The organism is Streptomyces aurantiacus, assembly GCF_001418335.1.
Taxonomy (GTDB): Bacteria; Actinomycetota; Actinomycetes; order Streptomycetales; family Streptomycetaceae; genus Streptomyces; species Streptomyces aurantiacus.
Genome location: NZ_LIPP01000003.1, coordinates 25036 through 40510, shown reverse-complemented (window position 1 = coordinate 40510; position 15475 = coordinate 25036). Strand labels below are relative to the sequence as shown.

The 15475-nt window shown below is 69.5% G+C and carries 13 protein-coding genes and 1 pseudogene; 5 read left to right on the top strand and 9 right to left on the bottom strand.

What is annotated here, in order from left to right:
- Nucleotides 1-116 precede the first annotated feature (116 nt).
- The 4 genes and pseudogenes from AOK01_RS44570 to AOK01_RS43285 form a co-directional block, all read left to right on the top strand.
- A pseudogene (locus AOK01_RS44570) lies at nucleotides 117-400 on the top strand (ATP-binding cassette domain-containing protein); the annotation flags it as partial.
- Between the two features lie 2 nt (nucleotides 401-402).
- On the top strand, nucleotides 403-932 hold a 530-nt coding region (locus AOK01_RS44565; protein ID WP_245701999.1), incomplete at its 5' end, for an ABC transporter ATP-binding protein.
- The gene (locus AOK01_RS00410) at nucleotides 929-3448 is read left to right on the top strand and encodes an FtsX-like permease family protein (protein ID WP_055507112.1); all 2520 of its coding nucleotides are present in this window, start codon (nucleotides 929-931) and stop codon (nucleotides 3446-3448) included. The genes AOK01_RS44565 and AOK01_RS00410, both read left to right, overlap by 4 nt.
- Nucleotides 3449-3480: 32 nt before the next feature.
- Nucleotides 3481-3648 carry a gamma-glutamyltransferase gene (locus tag AOK01_RS43285; protein WP_157871145.1) on the top strand — a complete coding sequence of 56 codons (168 nt, stop codon included), beginning with the start codon at nucleotides 3481-3483 and terminating at the stop codon, nucleotides 3646-3648.
- 283 nt (nucleotides 3649-3931) lie between these two features.
- Here AOK01_RS43285 and AOK01_RS00405 read toward each other — a convergent pair whose 3' ends face one another.
- The 9 genes from AOK01_RS00405 to AOK01_RS00365 all read right to left on the bottom strand — a co-directional run bounded on the left by AOK01_RS00405 (nucleotide 3932) and on the right by AOK01_RS00365 (nucleotide 14779).
- Complete coding sequence (locus AOK01_RS00405; protein WP_055507109.1) at nucleotides 3932-4879, bottom strand: SGNH/GDSL hydrolase family protein; 948 nt, start codon at nucleotides 4877-4879, stop codon at nucleotides 3932-3934.
- A 35-nt stretch (nucleotides 4880-4914) separates the two neighbouring features.
- Entirely contained in the window at nucleotides 4915-5580 is a 666-nt protein-coding gene (locus AOK01_RS00400; protein ID WP_055507107.1) for a response regulator, read from the bottom strand.
- Between the two features lie 33 nt (nucleotides 5581-5613).
- The gene (locus AOK01_RS00395; protein ID WP_055507105.1) at nucleotides 5614-6777 is read right to left on the bottom strand and encodes a sensor histidine kinase; all 1164 of its coding nucleotides are present in this window, start codon (nucleotides 6775-6777) and stop codon (nucleotides 5614-5616) included.
- Nucleotides 6778-6900: 123 nt separating this feature from the next.
- Entirely contained in the window at nucleotides 6901-9255 is a 2355-nt protein-coding gene (locus AOK01_RS00390) for an MMPL family transporter (protein WP_055507104.1), read from the bottom strand.
- Nucleotides 9256-9455: 200 nt separating this feature from the next.
- Nucleotides 9456-10997, bottom strand: coding sequence for a sensor histidine kinase (locus tag AOK01_RS00385; protein WP_055507102.1), 1542 nt, complete (start codon nucleotides 10995-10997; stop codon nucleotides 9456-9458).
- A complete protein-coding gene (locus AOK01_RS00380) occupies nucleotides 10994-11701 on the bottom strand; it encodes a response regulator transcription factor (RefSeq protein ID WP_055507100.1) in 708 nt (235 codons plus the stop codon). The genes AOK01_RS00385 and AOK01_RS00380 overlap by 4 nt, the downstream gene beginning before the upstream one ends.
- Before the next feature lie 99 nt (nucleotides 11702-11800).
- Nucleotides 11801-12700, bottom strand: coding sequence for an ABC-2 transporter permease (locus AOK01_RS00375; RefSeq protein ID WP_107099689.1), 900 nt, complete (start codon nucleotides 12698-12700; stop codon nucleotides 11801-11803).
- On the bottom strand, nucleotides 12697-13674 hold the full coding sequence (locus AOK01_RS00370) for an ABC transporter ATP-binding protein (RefSeq protein ID WP_055507098.1): 978 nt from the start codon (nucleotides 13672-13674) through the stop codon (nucleotides 12697-12699). The genes AOK01_RS00375 and AOK01_RS00370 overlap by 4 nt, the downstream gene beginning before the upstream one ends.
- 187 nt (nucleotides 13675-13861) lie before the next feature.
- Nucleotides 13862-14779 (bottom strand): SDR family NAD(P)-dependent oxidoreductase, encoded by a 918-nt coding sequence (locus AOK01_RS00365; protein WP_055507096.1) that lies wholly within the window; start codon nucleotides 14777-14779, stop codon nucleotides 13862-13864.
- Between the two features lie 78 nt (nucleotides 14780-14857).
- Between AOK01_RS00365 and AOK01_RS00360 the strand changes: the two genes are divergently transcribed.
- A complete protein-coding gene (locus AOK01_RS00360) occupies nucleotides 14858-15472 on the top strand; it encodes a TetR family transcriptional regulator (RefSeq protein ID WP_245701998.1) in 615 nt (204 codons plus the stop codon).
- The last annotated feature ends 3 nt before the right edge of the window (nucleotides 15473-15475 follow it).

Sequence of the window (15475 nt, the reverse complement as noted above, 5' to 3'; positions counted from 1 at the left end):
CCCTACCCCGGTACCCCCTCCACATTGGCTCCCCCGTATGACGCCCGGCGCGTAGCCGTCCCCGCACTCTGCATCTCGTCAGCACGACAAGACCGAGAGAGAGCGGACAGCGGACCATGAGGCTACGCAGCGGCAAGCGGCAGAAGGCGGACGACCGGCCGCAGACGAACGACCGGCCGGAGACGGACGGCCGGCCAACGGCTCCGTCCGCCACACCCGGGCTCGCCGTCGAACTGCGCGGTGTCCGGCGGCAGTACGGCCGTGGCACCGGCGCCGTGCACGCCCTCGCAGGCATCGACCTCGCGCTCCCGCGCGGCACGTTCACCGCGGTCATGGGCCCGTCCGGGTCGGGCAAGTCGACCTTCCTGCAGTGCGCCGCCGGCCTCGACCGGCCCACCTCNNTCGGCTTCGTCTTCCAGGCGTTCAACCTGCTGCCGTCGCTGACCGTGGAGCAGAACGTACTGCTGCCGATGCGCCTCGCCGGGCAACGCCAGGACCGTCACCGGGCGACCGCGGTACTCGCGCAGGTCGGACTCGCCGACAAGGCGCGGCGCCGGCCCGGCGAGCTCTCCGGCGGCCAGCAGCAGCGGGTGGCCGTCGCCCGCGCCCTGATCACCAGCCCCGACGTGATGTTCGCCGACGAGCCCACCGGCGCCCTCGACACCGGCACCGCCGCCGAGGTACTCGGCCTGCTCCGCCAGGCGGTGAATGACCTCGGCGCCACCGTCGTCATGGTCACCCACGACCCGACCGCCGCCGCCTGGGCCGACCGCGTCCTGTTCCTCGCCGACGGCGCCTTCGCCGGTGGCGTGGAGGGCGGTTCCGCGGAGCGGATCGCGGAGCACATGGCGGCGCTCACGGCTCGTACAGCCCGTACCGGCCCTACTTCCCCTACCGCCCGCACGAGCGCGATGGCAGGTGTGTCGGCATGAGGATCGTCCCCAACGGACTCGCCCGCGCGGCCGTCCGCTTCAAGCCCGCGTCCTTCGCGGGAACCTTCGTCGCGCTGATGATGTCGGCGCTGATCGTCACGGCCTGCGGCATCCTGCTGGAGACCGGCCTGCGCGCGTCGGTGCCCGCGGAGCGGTACGCGCAGGTGCCGGTGGTCGCGGCGGCGGACCAGTACGAGTACGTCGTCACGGGCAGCGGCGAGGACCGCGAGGAAGAAGCCGTTCCGCTGCCGGACACCGCACGGGTGGACGCCGGCCTGGTGGCGAAGGCCGCCGAGGCTCCGGGCGCGGCCGGCGCCGTCGCGGACGTCACCTTCCCGGTGCGGGCCGGAGACGGCTCGCTCACCGCGCACGGCTGGGGCTCGCACGCCTTCACCGGCGCCGAGCTGACATCCGGGACCGCGCCCGGCACCGGCGAGGTCGTACTCGACGCCACCGCCGCCCGCACCGCGAAGGCCGCCGTCGGCGACAGCGTCACGCTCCGGACCGCCGCCGGACAGCGGGACTTCCGCGTCACGGGCGTCGCCGAGGCCGGCTCCGCGGACACCGCCCGGAACACCGGCACCGCGGACACCGGCGCCACGAGCGCGTTCGCCTGGTTCGCCGACACCGAGGCCCCCACGCTCGCCGGCCACCCCGGCACGGTGGACGCCATCGCCGTACTGGCGAAGGACGGCACCACCCCCGCGGCCCTCGCGGACGGCGTCGAGAAGGCCCTGGCGGGCTCCGGCGCCGAGGTGAACGTCGGCGACGACCGCGGCGCCGTCGAGGACCCGGGGCTCGGCTACGCCAAGGTGACGCTCTTCGGAATCGGCGGTTCCTTCGGCGGCATCGCCACCATCGTCGCGATCTTCACCGCGGCCGGGACCGTGGCCCTGTCCGTGTCCCAGCGGGCCCGGGAGTTCGCGCTGCTGCGCGCCGTCGGCGCCACACCACGCCAGGTCCGCCGCGCGGTGGCCTCCGAGGCCCTGCTCGTCGCGCCGCTCGCCGGGATCCTCGGCTGCCTGCCCGGCATCGGGCTCGCCCACTGGTGGTTCGGGCAGTTGCAGGACCGCGGCGCGATCCCGGAGGCGGCGCGGGTGCACGTCTCCGGGCTGCCCCTGCTCGCCGCCGTCGTCATCGGGCTGCTCACCGCGCTCGGCGCCGGCTGGGCGGCCGGGCGCAGGCCCGCGAGGATCAAGCCGGGCCAGGCCCTCACCGAGGCGTCGGTGGAACGGCTGCGGCCAGGAGTGATCCGTACCGCACTGGGTATCGCCGCCCTCGTCGGCGGCGCGATCCTCACCGGCGTCTCCGCCAACGCCTCGGGGGGTGACGCGGCCGGCGCCGCCCTCGGCGTCGTCATGCTCTTCATGCTCGCCGTCGCGCTGCTCGGCCCCCTGGTGGCACGGCTGTTCGCGGGCCTCTTCGGCCTCCCGCTGCGCGGCGCGGGTCCGGCCGGTGCACTCGCGGTCGCCAACTCCCGTGGCAACGCCCGCCGTCTCGCCTCCGCGATCACCCCGATCGTGCTCGCCACGGCCTTCTCCTCGACGCTCGTCTTCATGCACACGAGCGAGGACCACGTCGCCGACCAGCAGGTGCGCGCGGGCATCACCGCGGACCACGTGGTGACGGACCCGGCCGGGCTCCCGGTGGACACGGCGGCGCGCGCCGCCCGCGTACCGGACGTGGACGCGGCCGTCGGCCTGCTGAACACCCAGGTACTGGTGCCGACCGGCTCCGGCGAATTCAAGTCGCTGCTGGGCGCGGCGACGCAGGGTGTCACCGGCTCGGGCGCCGAACTCGCGAAGGTGCAGGACCTGGACGTACGCGAGGGCAGCCTCGGCCGGCTCGGCCGGGACCGTATCGCCGTCGACAGGACCCTGGCGTCCTCGGCGGACGTCGGCGTGGGCGACCGGCTCCCGCTGTACCTGCCCGACGGCACGAAGGCCGAGCCCGAGGTCGTCGCGGTCTACGGACGCGGCCTCGGCCTGTCGACGGTGACCATGGACCGGGCGTCCCTGGCCGGGCACGTCAGCTCGGGCTTCGACAGCACGCTGCTGGTGCGCGGCGGCTCGGCGAAGTCGCTCGCCGCCCTGGGCGAGGTCACCGACGCGTCCGGCTACGCCACCGAGCGGAGCCTCGACGCGAAGCTGGGCGCCTGGAGCAACAACACCATGGCCGCGGTCCTCGGCGGGTTCGCCGCCGTCGCCGCCGTCAACACCCTGGTGATGACGGCGCTCGACCGCCGCCGTGAGCTGGGCACGCTGCGCCTCATCGGCTTCACCCGGCGCCAGGTGCTGCGGATGCTCCGCTGGGAGGGCCTGCTGGTCTCCACGGTCGGCGTCGTCCTCGGCTCCGCGATCGCCGCGGCCACGCTGATCCCGATGATGCGCGGCACGACCGGCGAACTGCCCTACGTACCTCCGCTGATGTACGCGTCCCTCGCGGCCGGCGCCGGCGCCCTGACCCTGCTCGCGCTCACGCTGCCCGCACGGGCGGTACTCCGCCGCTGGTCCTAGCGCACGCCGCCGGCCCGACGACCGGAACCGTTGTGGGCCAGGCGATCGTCGACGAGCTGCGCCGACGTGGCCACGAGGTGACCGTCTCCGGACCGTGGAGCCAGGACCGGCTGTCGGTCGTCACCCGCGATCCGTACAACGGCGACCTCCGGGCGGCGGCGAACCCGCGCGGCGCCCAGGGTTACGCGGCAGGACGATGAGCCACCTCGCCTCCGGCACCCGCACCAGCGGCCGGCCGCCTGCCCGAAAGCGCGTACGACGACGCGTACAACAACACGTGACACCTGCCGGTGCTCGGTCCGGCCGTGGCGTTGGTGTCCTTCCTCGCCGGCGCGGCCGTGGGAACTGCGCGCCCTTGCCGCTCCGTGGCCGCAGGCGGTCACGGTCAGTACGACGAACGCCGCCGCCGTCACCGCGAGACCTTCGTGCACCCGGCACAGCGCGGGCGTAGGACGGCAACTCCATGCGACCACCCGCATGCGATCACCCGACTGCCCTGATGGCACGAAGAACCTCTTTCGCCATGCCACGTTGCCCCCGGGCGTTGGGATGGACCGCCGCGGCCGGATTGCTGGGGACGATCGGTTCGATCCAGCGTGTGCTCTCGGCCGCACAGGCGTCGTGTCCCCGGGAAGCCTCATACGTGTCGACGTACGTTGCCCCGGCCGAGACCGCCTGGTCCTTGAGTATCTTGTTGAGCTCGGCCTCTTTGTCGCGCAAGTAGGCGATGTCCCCCGGCGCGAGGGGGAGACCACGCCCGCAGCCGGTGTCGCCGACAGGCAGGATGGCCGGATATCCGACGACATAGATGCGGGCCTCGGGTGCACGGCGCTGGATATCGCGCAGCGCACTCGTGAGTTTCGGCTCAAGGCCGGCGATTCGCTTCTCTGTGGAGTCGATGCCGTTGTCGGTGTACGACTCACGGCAGGGAGAGTCGTGCGACGACATGTCTTTGGCGCGGTCGAGCACCTTGAAGGCCGTTCCCATGGTGACGCATCGAGTGATCATGTCGCTGAAGCCGATGTCGTTGCCGCCCATGCCCAGGGTGACGAGACGCGTCGAACGGGAAATGGCCGATAACTGAGCGGGGTTCGTCCCCTTCTTGGTGGACTGGGACGAGGTGAGGTCGGTGAGGGTGGCACCACTGCAGCTCACGTCACGGATGTCGCCCGGCTGGAGGTGGAGTTGGGCGGCGACGTGGGCGGGGTAGTTGTGGTCGGAGCGGTCGCACCCCGCGGGCCGGCCTGTCTGAACAGGTATGCGGGGCCCCGATGTGTAGGAGTCTCCGAGAGCTACGTACGGCCCCGTTCTGACGGAGGCCGCGATGCCGGGATGATCGGTGTTGTCGTGGCGTGTCACGGTGACGGCGGTGGCCAGGCCCGCGGTCACCAGGAGGAGTCCGACCAGCGTGGTGCGTAGTTGCGTCGTCATCAGAAATGTGCCTTCCGAAGGGGCAGCCCGCGGCGTCAGCGGCCGGACACCAGGCCTGATTGGTATGCGAGGGCGACGAGTTGGGCACGGTCACGCGCGCCCACCTTGGCTCTGGCGTGCTGAATGTGGGTGCGAACGGTGAGGACGCTCAGGAACAGCTCGTCGGCGATCTCGGTGTTCGACTTGCCGACCGCGGCGAGCCTCACCACCTCGCGTTCCCGGGGAGTGAGGGCGGCCAGCCGTTCGGGAGGGACGTCAGGGCCCGTGCCGGGAGTGGAGAGCAGGCGGGTAATCAGGGAGCGGGTGGCCGCGGGTGACAGGAGTGCGTCGCCCGCGGCGATGGTGCGGATACCGTCGAGGAGCGCGTCGGCGGTGGTGTTCTTGCCGAGGAAGCCGCTCGCGCCCAGGTGCAGGGCCTGGGCCACGTGCTCGTCGGACTGGAAGGTCGTCAGGACCAGGACCCGGGTGTCGTGCAGGTCCTTGTCGTTGCAGATGGCCTCGGTGGCGGCCAGCCCGTCGGTGCCCGGCATGCGGATGTCCATGAGCACGACGTCGGGGTGGTGTACGCGGGCCAGTTCGACGGCTTGCTGCCCGTCGGAGGCTTCGGCGACCACTTCGAGATCGTCGCAGGAGTCGATCAGCACGCGGAAGGTCGCTCGTAGCAGGGTCTGGTCGTCGACGATCAGTACGCGGATGGGCATGGTGGGCTTCCAGTCGGCCAGGCGTGGATGGGGTCAGGTGTGGATGGGGAGTTCTGCCGTGACAGCGAACCCGCCTTCGGGCCGGCGGCCGGCGCGGAGGTGCCCTCCGGCTGACTGGGCGCGCTCCCGCATGCCGACCAGGCCGAACCCACCCCCGCGAGCGCGCGGACGCGGGAGCGGATTGCCTTCGTCGCTGACGGTGATCGCCAGCTGGTCCCGGGTGTAGACGAGTTGGATGTGCGCCGTGCTCACCGCGGCGTGTTTGGCGACGTTGGTGAGCGCCTCCTGCACGATGCGGAAGGCGGTCAGATCCGTGCCGGCCGACAGGGGTTGCCGGGGGCCGTCGGTGTCGACGGTGAGGTGCAGTCCGGCAGCGGCGAAGGCGGCGACCAGGTCGTCGAGCCGGTCCAGACCGGGGGCCGGCTCCAGGGATTCCTGGGTGGTGTCGGATTCGCGGAGCAGGCCCACGGTGGCCTGGAGTTCGCGGAGTGCCTCGGTCGTCGTGACGGTCAGCTCGGCGAGAATGGCGTGTGCCTGCTCGGGGCGGGTGCGGTACAAGTGGGCGGCCGTACCGGCCTGGGCATTGGCCAGCGCCATGTGGTGAGCGACGACATCGTGCAGCTCCCTGGCGATGCGGATGCGCTCTTCGTAGACACGGTGCCTGGCTTCCTCTTCCAGAATTCGTTCGGCTTGTTCGGCGCGTGCCTGTACGGCGTTCAGGTACGCGCGGCGTGACCGCACCGCCGAGCCGTACATGACCGGCAGCAGAATCCAGAACGCGAGGCTCACCACCTGGTCCACCCACGGGTCGCCCTCCGAGTCCCAGCGCAGCGAGGTGGGCAGAAGCACGAGGGCGATGCAGAGGCAGTGGATGAGAACCGCCCGTTGCCCGGAACGCAGGGTGAGTTCGTACAGCGCGACGATGACCGGCAGCAACAGCAGAGGGCCGATCAGGCAACCCTGGCTGCCGACGAGGACCGTTCCGAGGGTCGTGAGGCTGACGACGAGACCGGGATGGCGGCGGCGTGCCGGCAGGCTTGCGCAGACGACTCCCGCGATGACGAACCCCGGCCACCACATGGAGTCGGTGCCTGTTCGGCGGTACTGATTACTGGTGGCGGCCCACACAAGGAGCAGGAAGACCACCTCGACGAGGCGCGGATACTGCTGGGCTTGGCGTCGCAGGTGGACGAGCATGGACTCTCCGGCGAACCTTGGCTGTTGCGTGGTGGCGGCGGTGCGAGCAGTGGGCGAAGGGCTGTTGAGGCGCCAGGGCCGCTCGTGGAAGGGGGGACGAGCGACCCTGGCAGTCCCTGTGTGTCAGACCGTCACCGATGAGGGCTGATCGGTGTTGTCGTGCAGCGCGGGTGGGGCGGGGGTGTGCTTCATGAGCGCCTCTCCCTCGACGTCGACACGGGGAAGCAGCCGGTCCAGCCAGCGCGGCAGCCACCAGGCGCGCCGGCCGAGCAGGGCCAGGACGGCGGGTACGAACGCCATGCGGACGACGAAGGCGTCGAAGAAGACGGCGCTGGCCAGACCGAAGCCGACCATCTTGACCATGGATTCGCCGCCCGTCATGAACCCGCCGAACACCGCCATCATGATCATTGCCGCCGCGCCCACGACCTGGGCGCTGTGGCGGAATCCGGTGACGATGGCCTGGCCGGACCCCTCCCCGTGGATATGCGCTTCACGGATCCGGGAGACCAGGAACACCTGGTAGTCCATGGCGAGACCGAAGATGATACCCACCAGGAAAATGGGCATGGTGCTCATGATCGGCCCGGTTTCCTCGACGCCGAAGAAGCCCGCTCCGTGGCCCTGCTGGAACACGGTGACGATTGCGCCGAGGGCCGCGCCGACAGACAGCAGGAAGCCGAGCGCGGCCTTGAGCGGCACCAGGATCGAGCGGAAGACCAGCATCAGCAGGAGAAACGCGAGGCTGACGATGACAGCGAGATAGGGGACGAGCGCGTCCTGCATTTTCTCGGCGACGTCGATGTTCAGCGCCGTGGTGCCGGTGACCTTGAAGCTCGCTCCGGTGTCGGACTCGACCGCGGCCCGCTCACCGCGTATGACGCGCACCAGGTCCTGTGTCTGCTTGCTGGTGGGCGCGGTGGCCGGGACAGCGGCGATGACCGCGGTGTCCTTCGCTTCGTTGAACCGGGCGGGCGAGACGGACACCACACCCTTGGTGCTGTCGAGCCGGTCCGAGACGGCGGCCACCGCGGCCTGCGGGTCATCGGCCTTCTTCGCATCGACGACCACGGTCAGTGGGCCGTTGAATCCCGGGCCGAACCCCTCGGCCAGCGCGTCGTAGGCGCGTCGCTCCGTGGTCGAGGTCGATTTCGCCTCTTCACCCGGCATTCCCATCCGCAGGTCAAGGGACGGCACGGCGAGTGCCCCCAGACCGACCACGGTCAGCAGCAGCACCGGCAAGGGGCGTCGCACGACGAGCCGTGCCCAGCGAACACCCCATGACGCCTTGGCGGTGCTGGCGCCGACGGTCCTGATGCCGATGGTCCTGGTATCGCCGGTCACGGCGCTGCGGGTCTCGGTGCTGCCGCTCTCGGTGCTGCCGCTCTTGGTGCTGTCGGCGCGGCGCGGGAGCCTGATGCGCGAACGGCGTCCGCCCTCGCGGGAACGGCTTTCGCCCTTGCGTTCCCGGCGGGAGAGCACGGCATCGGGCCAGAAGCCGAGAAGCGCGGGTACGGCCGTCAGAGCGATCAGCACGCCGACCAGGACCGCGCCGGCGGAGCCCAGTCCCATCTTGCTGAGCATCGGGACGCCGATCACCGAGAGGCCGAGCAGGGCGATGATGACGGTGAGCCCGGCGAAGACGACCGCGCCGCCCGCGGTGCCCACCGCCAGGGCGGTCGCCTGCTGCGGTTCATGCCCCTTGGCCCGCTCCTCGCGGTAGCGGGAGACCACGAACAGGGAGTAGTCGATACCGACGGCGAGGCCGAGCATCATCGCCAGTTCGCCGACCGTCGACGAGAATCCGAAGGCACTGCTCAGGGCCGTGATCCCGGCCAGGCTGATGCTGACGCCGAGGATCGCGGTGAGCAACGGCAGGCCTGCGGCGGCGAGAGAGCCGAAGGTGATCAGCAGCACCACCGCGGCGACGAGGACACCGAGCACCTCGCCCAGGCCTTGTGCCGCCTCGGTCTCCAGCGCGGAACCGCCGACCTCCACGGTCAGGCCGGCGTCGCGGGCCTGGTCGACGGCCTTGGTCAGAGCCTCTTTGCTGGCGTCTGTCAGGTCGTCGGAGGCGACTTTGTAGGTGACGCTCGCGTACGCCGTCGACTTGTCCTTGCTGACCGCGTCGGCGTCGAAGGGACTGGTCGCTTCGGCGACCTGCGACCCGTCGGCCGCCGAGGCGACGAGCTTGTCGATGGCTGAACGGTTGGCAGCGGTGGTGACCTGCTGTCCTTGTTCAGCGACGAACACGATACGGGCTTCGGCCCCGTCCGCCTCGGCGCCCGGGAACCGCTCGTTGATCAGGTCGAAAGCCTTCTGGGACTCGATTCCGGGCATGGTGGACGAGCCTTCCGGCGCCTCGGAAGCGCTGGTGGCCCCGAGGAACACGGCGGCCAGCACTGCCACCCATATCAACAGGACCGTGCGGCGCCTCCGAAAGGCCCAGCGGCCTACACGGTGCAAGAAAGTCGCCATGGAAATGCCATCTCCTTGTCTGGATATCTGGAATCTGGAACGTCTCTCACCCTCGCGGGTCGACCCTGTCCTTGTCGTCAGCCCAATCGACAATCCCGTCTACTGAAAAACAAGTAGGTTTCTGGGGGTCTCTCATCTGATGCTGGTAGTCGCCCTTTGCCGCGACCGGACAAGGCGCGCGAAGATTGGTCGGCCCGGCTTCAGGAATGGCTGTCGGAGCCGTCGGGATGCAACGGCAGCAGGACGCGAAATGTGGTGGCCTCGCCCGGCGCGGTGTCGACTTCGACACGGCCGTGATGGGCCGTCACCAGGGAATGGACGATGGACAGACCGAGGCCGGCTCCACCCGTCTGCGTACGGGCCCGCGCGGTGTCGGCGCGATAGAAGCGGTCGAAGACATGGGCGGCCTGTTCGGCGCTCATGCCCGGCCCCTGATCGCCCAGTTCGAGAACTGCCCGGTCGCCCAGCGTCCCCACGCCGATACGCACCGGGGTACCGGGGAGTGTGTGCGCGATGGCGTTGCCGACGAGGTTGGAGGTGACCTGACGCAGCCGGGCTTCGTCGCCCAGCACGGGGGCACCGCCGGGGGGACCGCCGCCCGGCCCCGTCAGCGTCACGGAACGTTCCGGAGCCAGGGCCCGTAGGTCGTGCAGGGCGTCGACGGCCAGGGTGCGCAGGTCCATGGGTGTGAGATGAAGGGGCAGATGCGCGTCAGCGGTGGTGTCTTCTTCGTCGAGCCGGGCAAGCAGCAGCAGGTCCTCGACGATACGGACGAGGCGGCCCGCTTCGCGTTCGACGCGGTTCATGGCCGTGTCGACATCCGTGCGCTGAGGCATGCCGCCCATGCGGTAGAGCTCGGTGAAGCCCTTGATCCCGAACAGCGGGGTACGCAGTTCATGGCTGGCGTCCGCGATGAAGGTCCGCATGCGCTCGTTGGTGGCCGCGCGGGCGGCGTCGCCGGCTTCGATACGGTCCAGCATGCCGTTGAGCGCGGCGGACAGCCGGCCCAGCTCGGTGCGGGTGGAGGCCGGCGGCGGCACACGGCTGGAGAGATCGCCCGCGGCGATGGCCGCCGCCGTCGTCTCGATACGGCGCAGCGGACGCAGCCCCGCACGCACGGCGAACCAGCCGACGACCGCCAGGAGGACGAGTACGAAGGAGTCGATGACCAGCATCCAGACGCCGAGGTGCCGGATGGTCGTGTTGATGGGGTCCAGGGACGCGGCCACGACGATGCCGGCGTGAGACGCACCGTCTGTTTTCTGCCGCTGGGCAGAATTCGGGGGCGCGGCATTCAAGCGCGCGACGGTCACGCGCCATTCGCCGTCGCCTTTCTTGGCTGCGCTCTTGAAGGGTTGACCTTTACGGGAATTGACCGCTTCGATGTCGAGGTCAGGTAATTGCGGCGCGCTTTCCTTCGGCGGTCGCAGGGTTTTCTCGACCTGGCCGTCGGCGTCGAGGTAGGCGACGTAGAGGTCGCCGGTCAGTTCCCGTTCCACCGCGTCACGAACCTGCGGCGCCGCCTCGCCCGGCGTTTCGGCCAGGTCGGACGACCGCGCCGCCGCGACGGTCGCGGTGCGGAGCCGTTCGTCCAGCTGATGTACGAGCTGCCGCTGCAGCAGGGTGACGAGCAGTGCGTTGCTGGCGAGCAGGGCGGCGATGACCAGCAGCTGGCTGATGGCCACGACTCGGCCGCGCAGCGAAAGGGACTTGATGGGCCCGCCGGCGGAGGTGCCGGTCATGGGGAGGGCTTCCGCAGTACGTAGCCGGTGCCCCGCACCGTGTGGATCAGCTTCGGCCCCGCCGTGTCGATCTTGCGGCGCAGGTAGCTGATGTAGGAGGCGACGATGGAGTCGTCACCGTCGAAGTCGTAGTGCCAGACACGGTCCAGGAGCTGGTGCCGGGACAGGACCTGTCCCGCGTTCTCCATCAGTACGCGGAGAAGGCTGAACTCGGTCGGGGACAGCTGTACCGCGTGGCCGCCCCGGGTCACCTGGTGGCTGTCGGCGTCCAGCGCCAGATCGTCCACGAGCAGGCGGCGATCGGGCTGACGGCCGCTGGTACGACGCAGCACGGCCTGGATGCGCAGGACGAGCTCTTCGAGATTGAACGGCTTGGTGACGTAGTCGTCGCCGCCCGCGCGCAGCCCACTGATCCGGTCCTCGGCCGCGTCCCGCGCGGTGAGGAAAAGGACCGGTGGGTGTCCGCTGCTGCCCGGCCCGGGGTGTCGCTCACGCAGGAGTCGGGCGACCTCGAAGCCGTTGATGTCCGGCAGCATCACGTCCAGGACGATCAGGTCGGGGCGCTCCTCGCTCACCGCCTGCAGCGCCTGGGCACCTGTCTCGGCGGGGGTCACCTGGAAACCGGCCAGCCGCAGACTGGCGGACAGCAGCTCGCGGAGCGTGGGCTCGTCCTCCACCAGCAGCAGTCGTTGCGTCGTCGTCATGGCACCTGTCCCCGGCTCACGGTCGTCTCCATAGGATCGCCTGCACAAGCATGTGCGGAATACGCGGAGTATGCGGAACATGCGGAATGCGCGGACCCGTCAGGCGTCGCGCTTGCGGAAGACGACGAACGCCGCCGCCATCAGCGCGGCCACACACCCGGCCATGACACCCAGCCCCGCCCACGGGCTCAGAAGTACGGGATCCCGATAGCTGGTGACGACCTGTCCGCCGGCGATCGGCGGCCAGTACTTCAACACCCAGTCACCGACTCCGCCGGGCAGAGCCGGAGCGAACGCCTGGACGATCAACATCACCCCGAACAGGGTGGTCACCGTCGCGGTGGTGGACCGGATCACCGTGCCCAGAGCCAGTCCGAAGAGCCCGGCCAGTGCGAGATACACACCCCCACCGACGATGCCGCGCAGTGCCACCCCGTCGGAGAGTGCCAGATGCGGAGCGCCCGCTCCGGACAGTGTCCCCTGCCCGACCAGAAATCCCGCCAGCGACATGACGATCCCGACCGGCAGCGCCAGGCCCGCCAGCACCACCGCCTTGGATGCCAGTACCCGCGCCCGGTGCGGAACAGAGGTGAGAGTGGAGACGATCGTACGTACGCCGTACTCCGAGGTGATGACCAGACCGCCCAGCAGACCGAGCGCGATCTGCGCGAGCAGATAGCCCCGCATGCTGGTGGCCAGGGGATCGAAGGTGGCCTGATCCGCCGGGCTCAGGTCCGCGAACTCGCTGCCGGCGGACGAGCCGTTCAGGGCGGCGAGCCCGATACAGAACGCCAGGGTGCCCAGGAGTAGATACAGCGTCGACCGCATCGTACGGATTTTGATCCACTCGGCGTGCAGGCAGTGCCACATGGTCGCTTGCCCACCCGGCGCACGACCGGGGTCCCGCCTCGGGCGGAGGGCGAACCGGCGACGGTGGGCGAACGAGCGACGGTAGGCCTTCGCCGGCTCCGAGGGAAGCCGCGTAGTGGTGTCGCTCATCGATCCGTCTCCTTGTCCGCCTGGTACTCCACCGCATCGTGGGTCAGCTGCATGAACGCTGCCTCCAGCGACACCTGGCGCGGCGAGAGTTCGTGCAGTTCGATCCCGCCGGCCGATGCCAGGGCTCCGATCTCAGGAGCTTCCAGACCGGTCACGATCAGAGTGTCGTCGCTGCCATCGCGGCCATCGCTGCCGTCGTTGCCATCGCGGTCGTCGTTGCCATCGCGGTCGTCGCTCTCCGCGCGTACGTCCACGGCCCCGGCCAGCAGGCTGCGGAGCGCATGGGCCTGCGGGGTGCGGACCAGGACCTCACGCCGGGAGTGCGCTTCGATGAAGTCCTTCATCGTCATGTCGGCGATCAGCTTCCCGCGGCCGATGACGATGAGGTGGTCGGCGGTCCGCTCCATCTCGGTCATGAGATGGCTGGACATCAGAACGGCGCGTCCTTCGGCTGCCATCTTCCGCATCAGCGAACGAATCCACACGATGCCTTCCGGGTCCAGCCCGTTGAGCGGCTCGTCGAAGATCAGTACGGGAGGATCACCCAGCAGAGCCGCCGCAATCCCCAGCCGCTGACGCATACCGAGAGAGAACGTTCCCGTACGGCGCCGGCTCACCTTCTCCAGACCGACTTCCGCCAGGACTTCGTTCACCCGGCTGCGCGGAATCCCGTTGCCGGCCGCCAGTGCCAGCACATGGTGATAGGCGGTGCGACTGGGGAGTACCGCACCCGGGTCCAGCAGCGCTCCGACCGCCTTGAGCGGCGCGGGCTGTGTGGCATACGGCCGCCCGCCCACGGTCGCGGTGCCGGAACTGGCGGCGTCCAGTCCCAGGACCATGCGCAGGGTCGTCGACTTGCCGGCCCCGTTGGGCCCCAGGAAACCGGTCACCTCCCCCGGCCGCACGGCAAAGGTCAGATCGTCCACGGCAAGGACTTCGCCGTAGCGCTTGGTCAGGCCACGTACCTCGATCATTGAGCCTCCAGGACCGGCGGAAAGGCGCACTCGACAACCGGGTGCACCGCTCCACTGTCAGCTGTCGACTTGAACCGGACCTGGGCAAGATGAACGTTTCATGTGAGCGACTAACCCCTGACGTGGGAAAGCGACACCGGCGGGGCTCCACGGGCCGGAAACTCACACAAGACTCACATGCAGGTGCTCAGAACCCGGTGCCGGTGCCTGCGTCGGTGTCGGTGCCAGTGTCGATGTCGATGTCTGACAGTCGTCCCGCAAGGAGTTCTTCGGAGCGCACCCACAGCCTGCGAGCCAGATCGGCATCGACAGCCTGCGGGTTCTTCGGCTCCACGTCCTTCCGCTTGTAGTAGTAGGCCCCTGACCGCCAATCACCACCCTCCGGGCTGCCTTCGGCAAGCCAGACGATTTGATCCGCACCCTGCTCGGGCGTGGACAGCAGAAGCTTGCCGAGCACTGGCTTGGTGCCGAAGAAACGGACGGTACGCATGATCGAACTGGTGGTGTCCGAGGCGAAGTTCGTCAAGACGTTGCCCGGATAGAAGGAAGCAGCCGAAAGGCCGTCGGCGTGGTGGCGCCGGTGGAGTTCCGATGTGAACAGAATGTTCTCCAGTTTCGACGCGCCATAGGCGTGGACCGGGTCGTAATCGCGGTCGTGGTCGAGGTCGTCCAGGTCTATTCGCTTGGCGAACCGAACCGTGCTGGACGTCTGGAGCACCGAGGCCCGCGAGGCGATGAGCCTGGCCAAAAGCCGACGTGTGAGCAGGAACGGCGCGAGATGGTTCACCTGGAACGTCTTCTCGAACCCGTCGACCGTCTTGGTACGGACGCCGAATACACCGCCGGCGTTGTTCGCGAGTACGTCGATCCGCGGATACGCCGCAAGGAGCTCGTCGGCGAGGCGCTCGACGTCGTCGAGGCGAGTGAAGTCCGCGACGTGGCTGTCGACTTCGAGCTCCTTGGCGATGGCGCGGGTCTTCTCGGCCGAGCGTCCGACAACGACGACGGTATGCCCATCAGCGTGCAGCCGCCGTGCGGCCGCCGCTCCGATGCCGTCGCTCGCACCCGTAAGGACAATCACCTTCCGATCGCGCAGCACTTCCATCACCCTCTCGATCTCACTTGGGACGCAATCTCATTGGTGAGACACAGTACCACTTATGATGTGCAGTATCGTTGGGCGATGAAGAATGCGAACCAGGCTCCGCGCGGCGCACGGGAGCGAGCGACTCGGGCCATGCGCGCCGAGGTGGCCGCGACCGTCCAGGATCTGGTCCTCGATCGCGGCTACGAGGAAACGACGATCGACGACATCTGTGCGGCCGCCGAGATCTCGCGCAGCACGTTTTTCCGGTACTTCCACTCGAAGGAAGAGGCCCTGTTCGGGACGACCGACGACGCCGGCGAGTACCTGCGGGACTCCCTCGCTGCCCGGCCTCCCGGGGAAGCGCCGTGGGTCGCCATGCGAAGAGCGCTCAGTCCGCTGATCGACCAGTACGAGGGCCACGACGAGCGCACCCTGCGCCTCACCCGCTTGATGGTGAACACTCCGGCACTGGCGGCCTGGCACCGCCAGAAGAACGCCCGCTGGCACGTACTGCTCCACGACGAGATCGCCCGCCGCCTCGGCGCGGACCCCGCCGACGCCGCCGACCCACGCGCCAACGCCGTGATCGCCGCCGCACTGGGCTGCGTCGAGGCCGCTCTGATCGCCTGGACCTCGACCAACCAGCCGCACACCCTCGCGCAGATCCTGGACCGGGCGATGGGAGCCGCTTTCTCCTCACCGCATCCGTGATCA

Excerpts from the sequence above, each read along its gene's own strand:
- AOK01_RS00410 (WP_055507112.1), top strand. The coding sequence starts at position 929 with ATGAGGATCGTCCCCAACGGACTCGCCCGCGCGGCCGTCCGCTTCAAG.
- AOK01_RS00405 (WP_055507109.1), bottom strand. The coding sequence starts at position 4,879 with ATGACGACGCAACTACGCACCACGCTGGTCGGACTCCTCCTGGTGACC.
- AOK01_RS00400 (WP_055507107.1), bottom strand. The coding sequence starts at position 5,580 with ATGCCCATCCGCGTACTGATCGTCGACGACCAGACCCTGCTACGAGCG.
- AOK01_RS00395 (WP_055507105.1), bottom strand. The coding sequence starts at position 6,777 with ATGCTCGTCCACCTGCGACGCCAAGCCCAGCAGTATCCGCGCCTCGTC.
- AOK01_RS00390 (WP_055507104.1), bottom strand. The coding sequence starts at position 9,255 with ATGGCGACTTTCTTGCACCGTGTAGGCCGCTGGGCCTTTCGGAGGCGC.
- AOK01_RS00385 (WP_055507102.1), bottom strand. The coding sequence starts at position 10,997 with ATGACCGGCACCTCCGCCGGCGGGCCCATCAAGTCCCTTTCGCTGCGC.
- AOK01_RS00380 (WP_055507100.1), bottom strand. The coding sequence starts at position 11,701 with ATGACGACGACGCAACGACTGCTGCTGGTGGAGGACGAGCCCACGCTC.
- AOK01_RS00375 (WP_107099689.1), bottom strand. The coding sequence starts at position 12,700 with ATGAGCGACACCACTACGCGGCTTCCCTCGGAGCCGGCGAAGGCCTAC.
- AOK01_RS00370 (WP_055507098.1), bottom strand. The coding sequence starts at position 13,674 with ATGATCGAGGTACGTGGCCTGACCAAGCGCTACGGCGAAGTCCTTGCC.
- AOK01_RS00365 (WP_055507096.1), bottom strand. The coding sequence starts at position 14,779 with ATGGAAGTGCTGCGCGATCGGAAGGTGATTGTCCTTACGGGTGCGAGC.
- AOK01_RS00360 (WP_245701998.1), top strand. The coding sequence starts at position 14,858 with ATGAAGAATGCGAACCAGGCTCCGCGCGGCGCACGGGAGCGAGCGACT.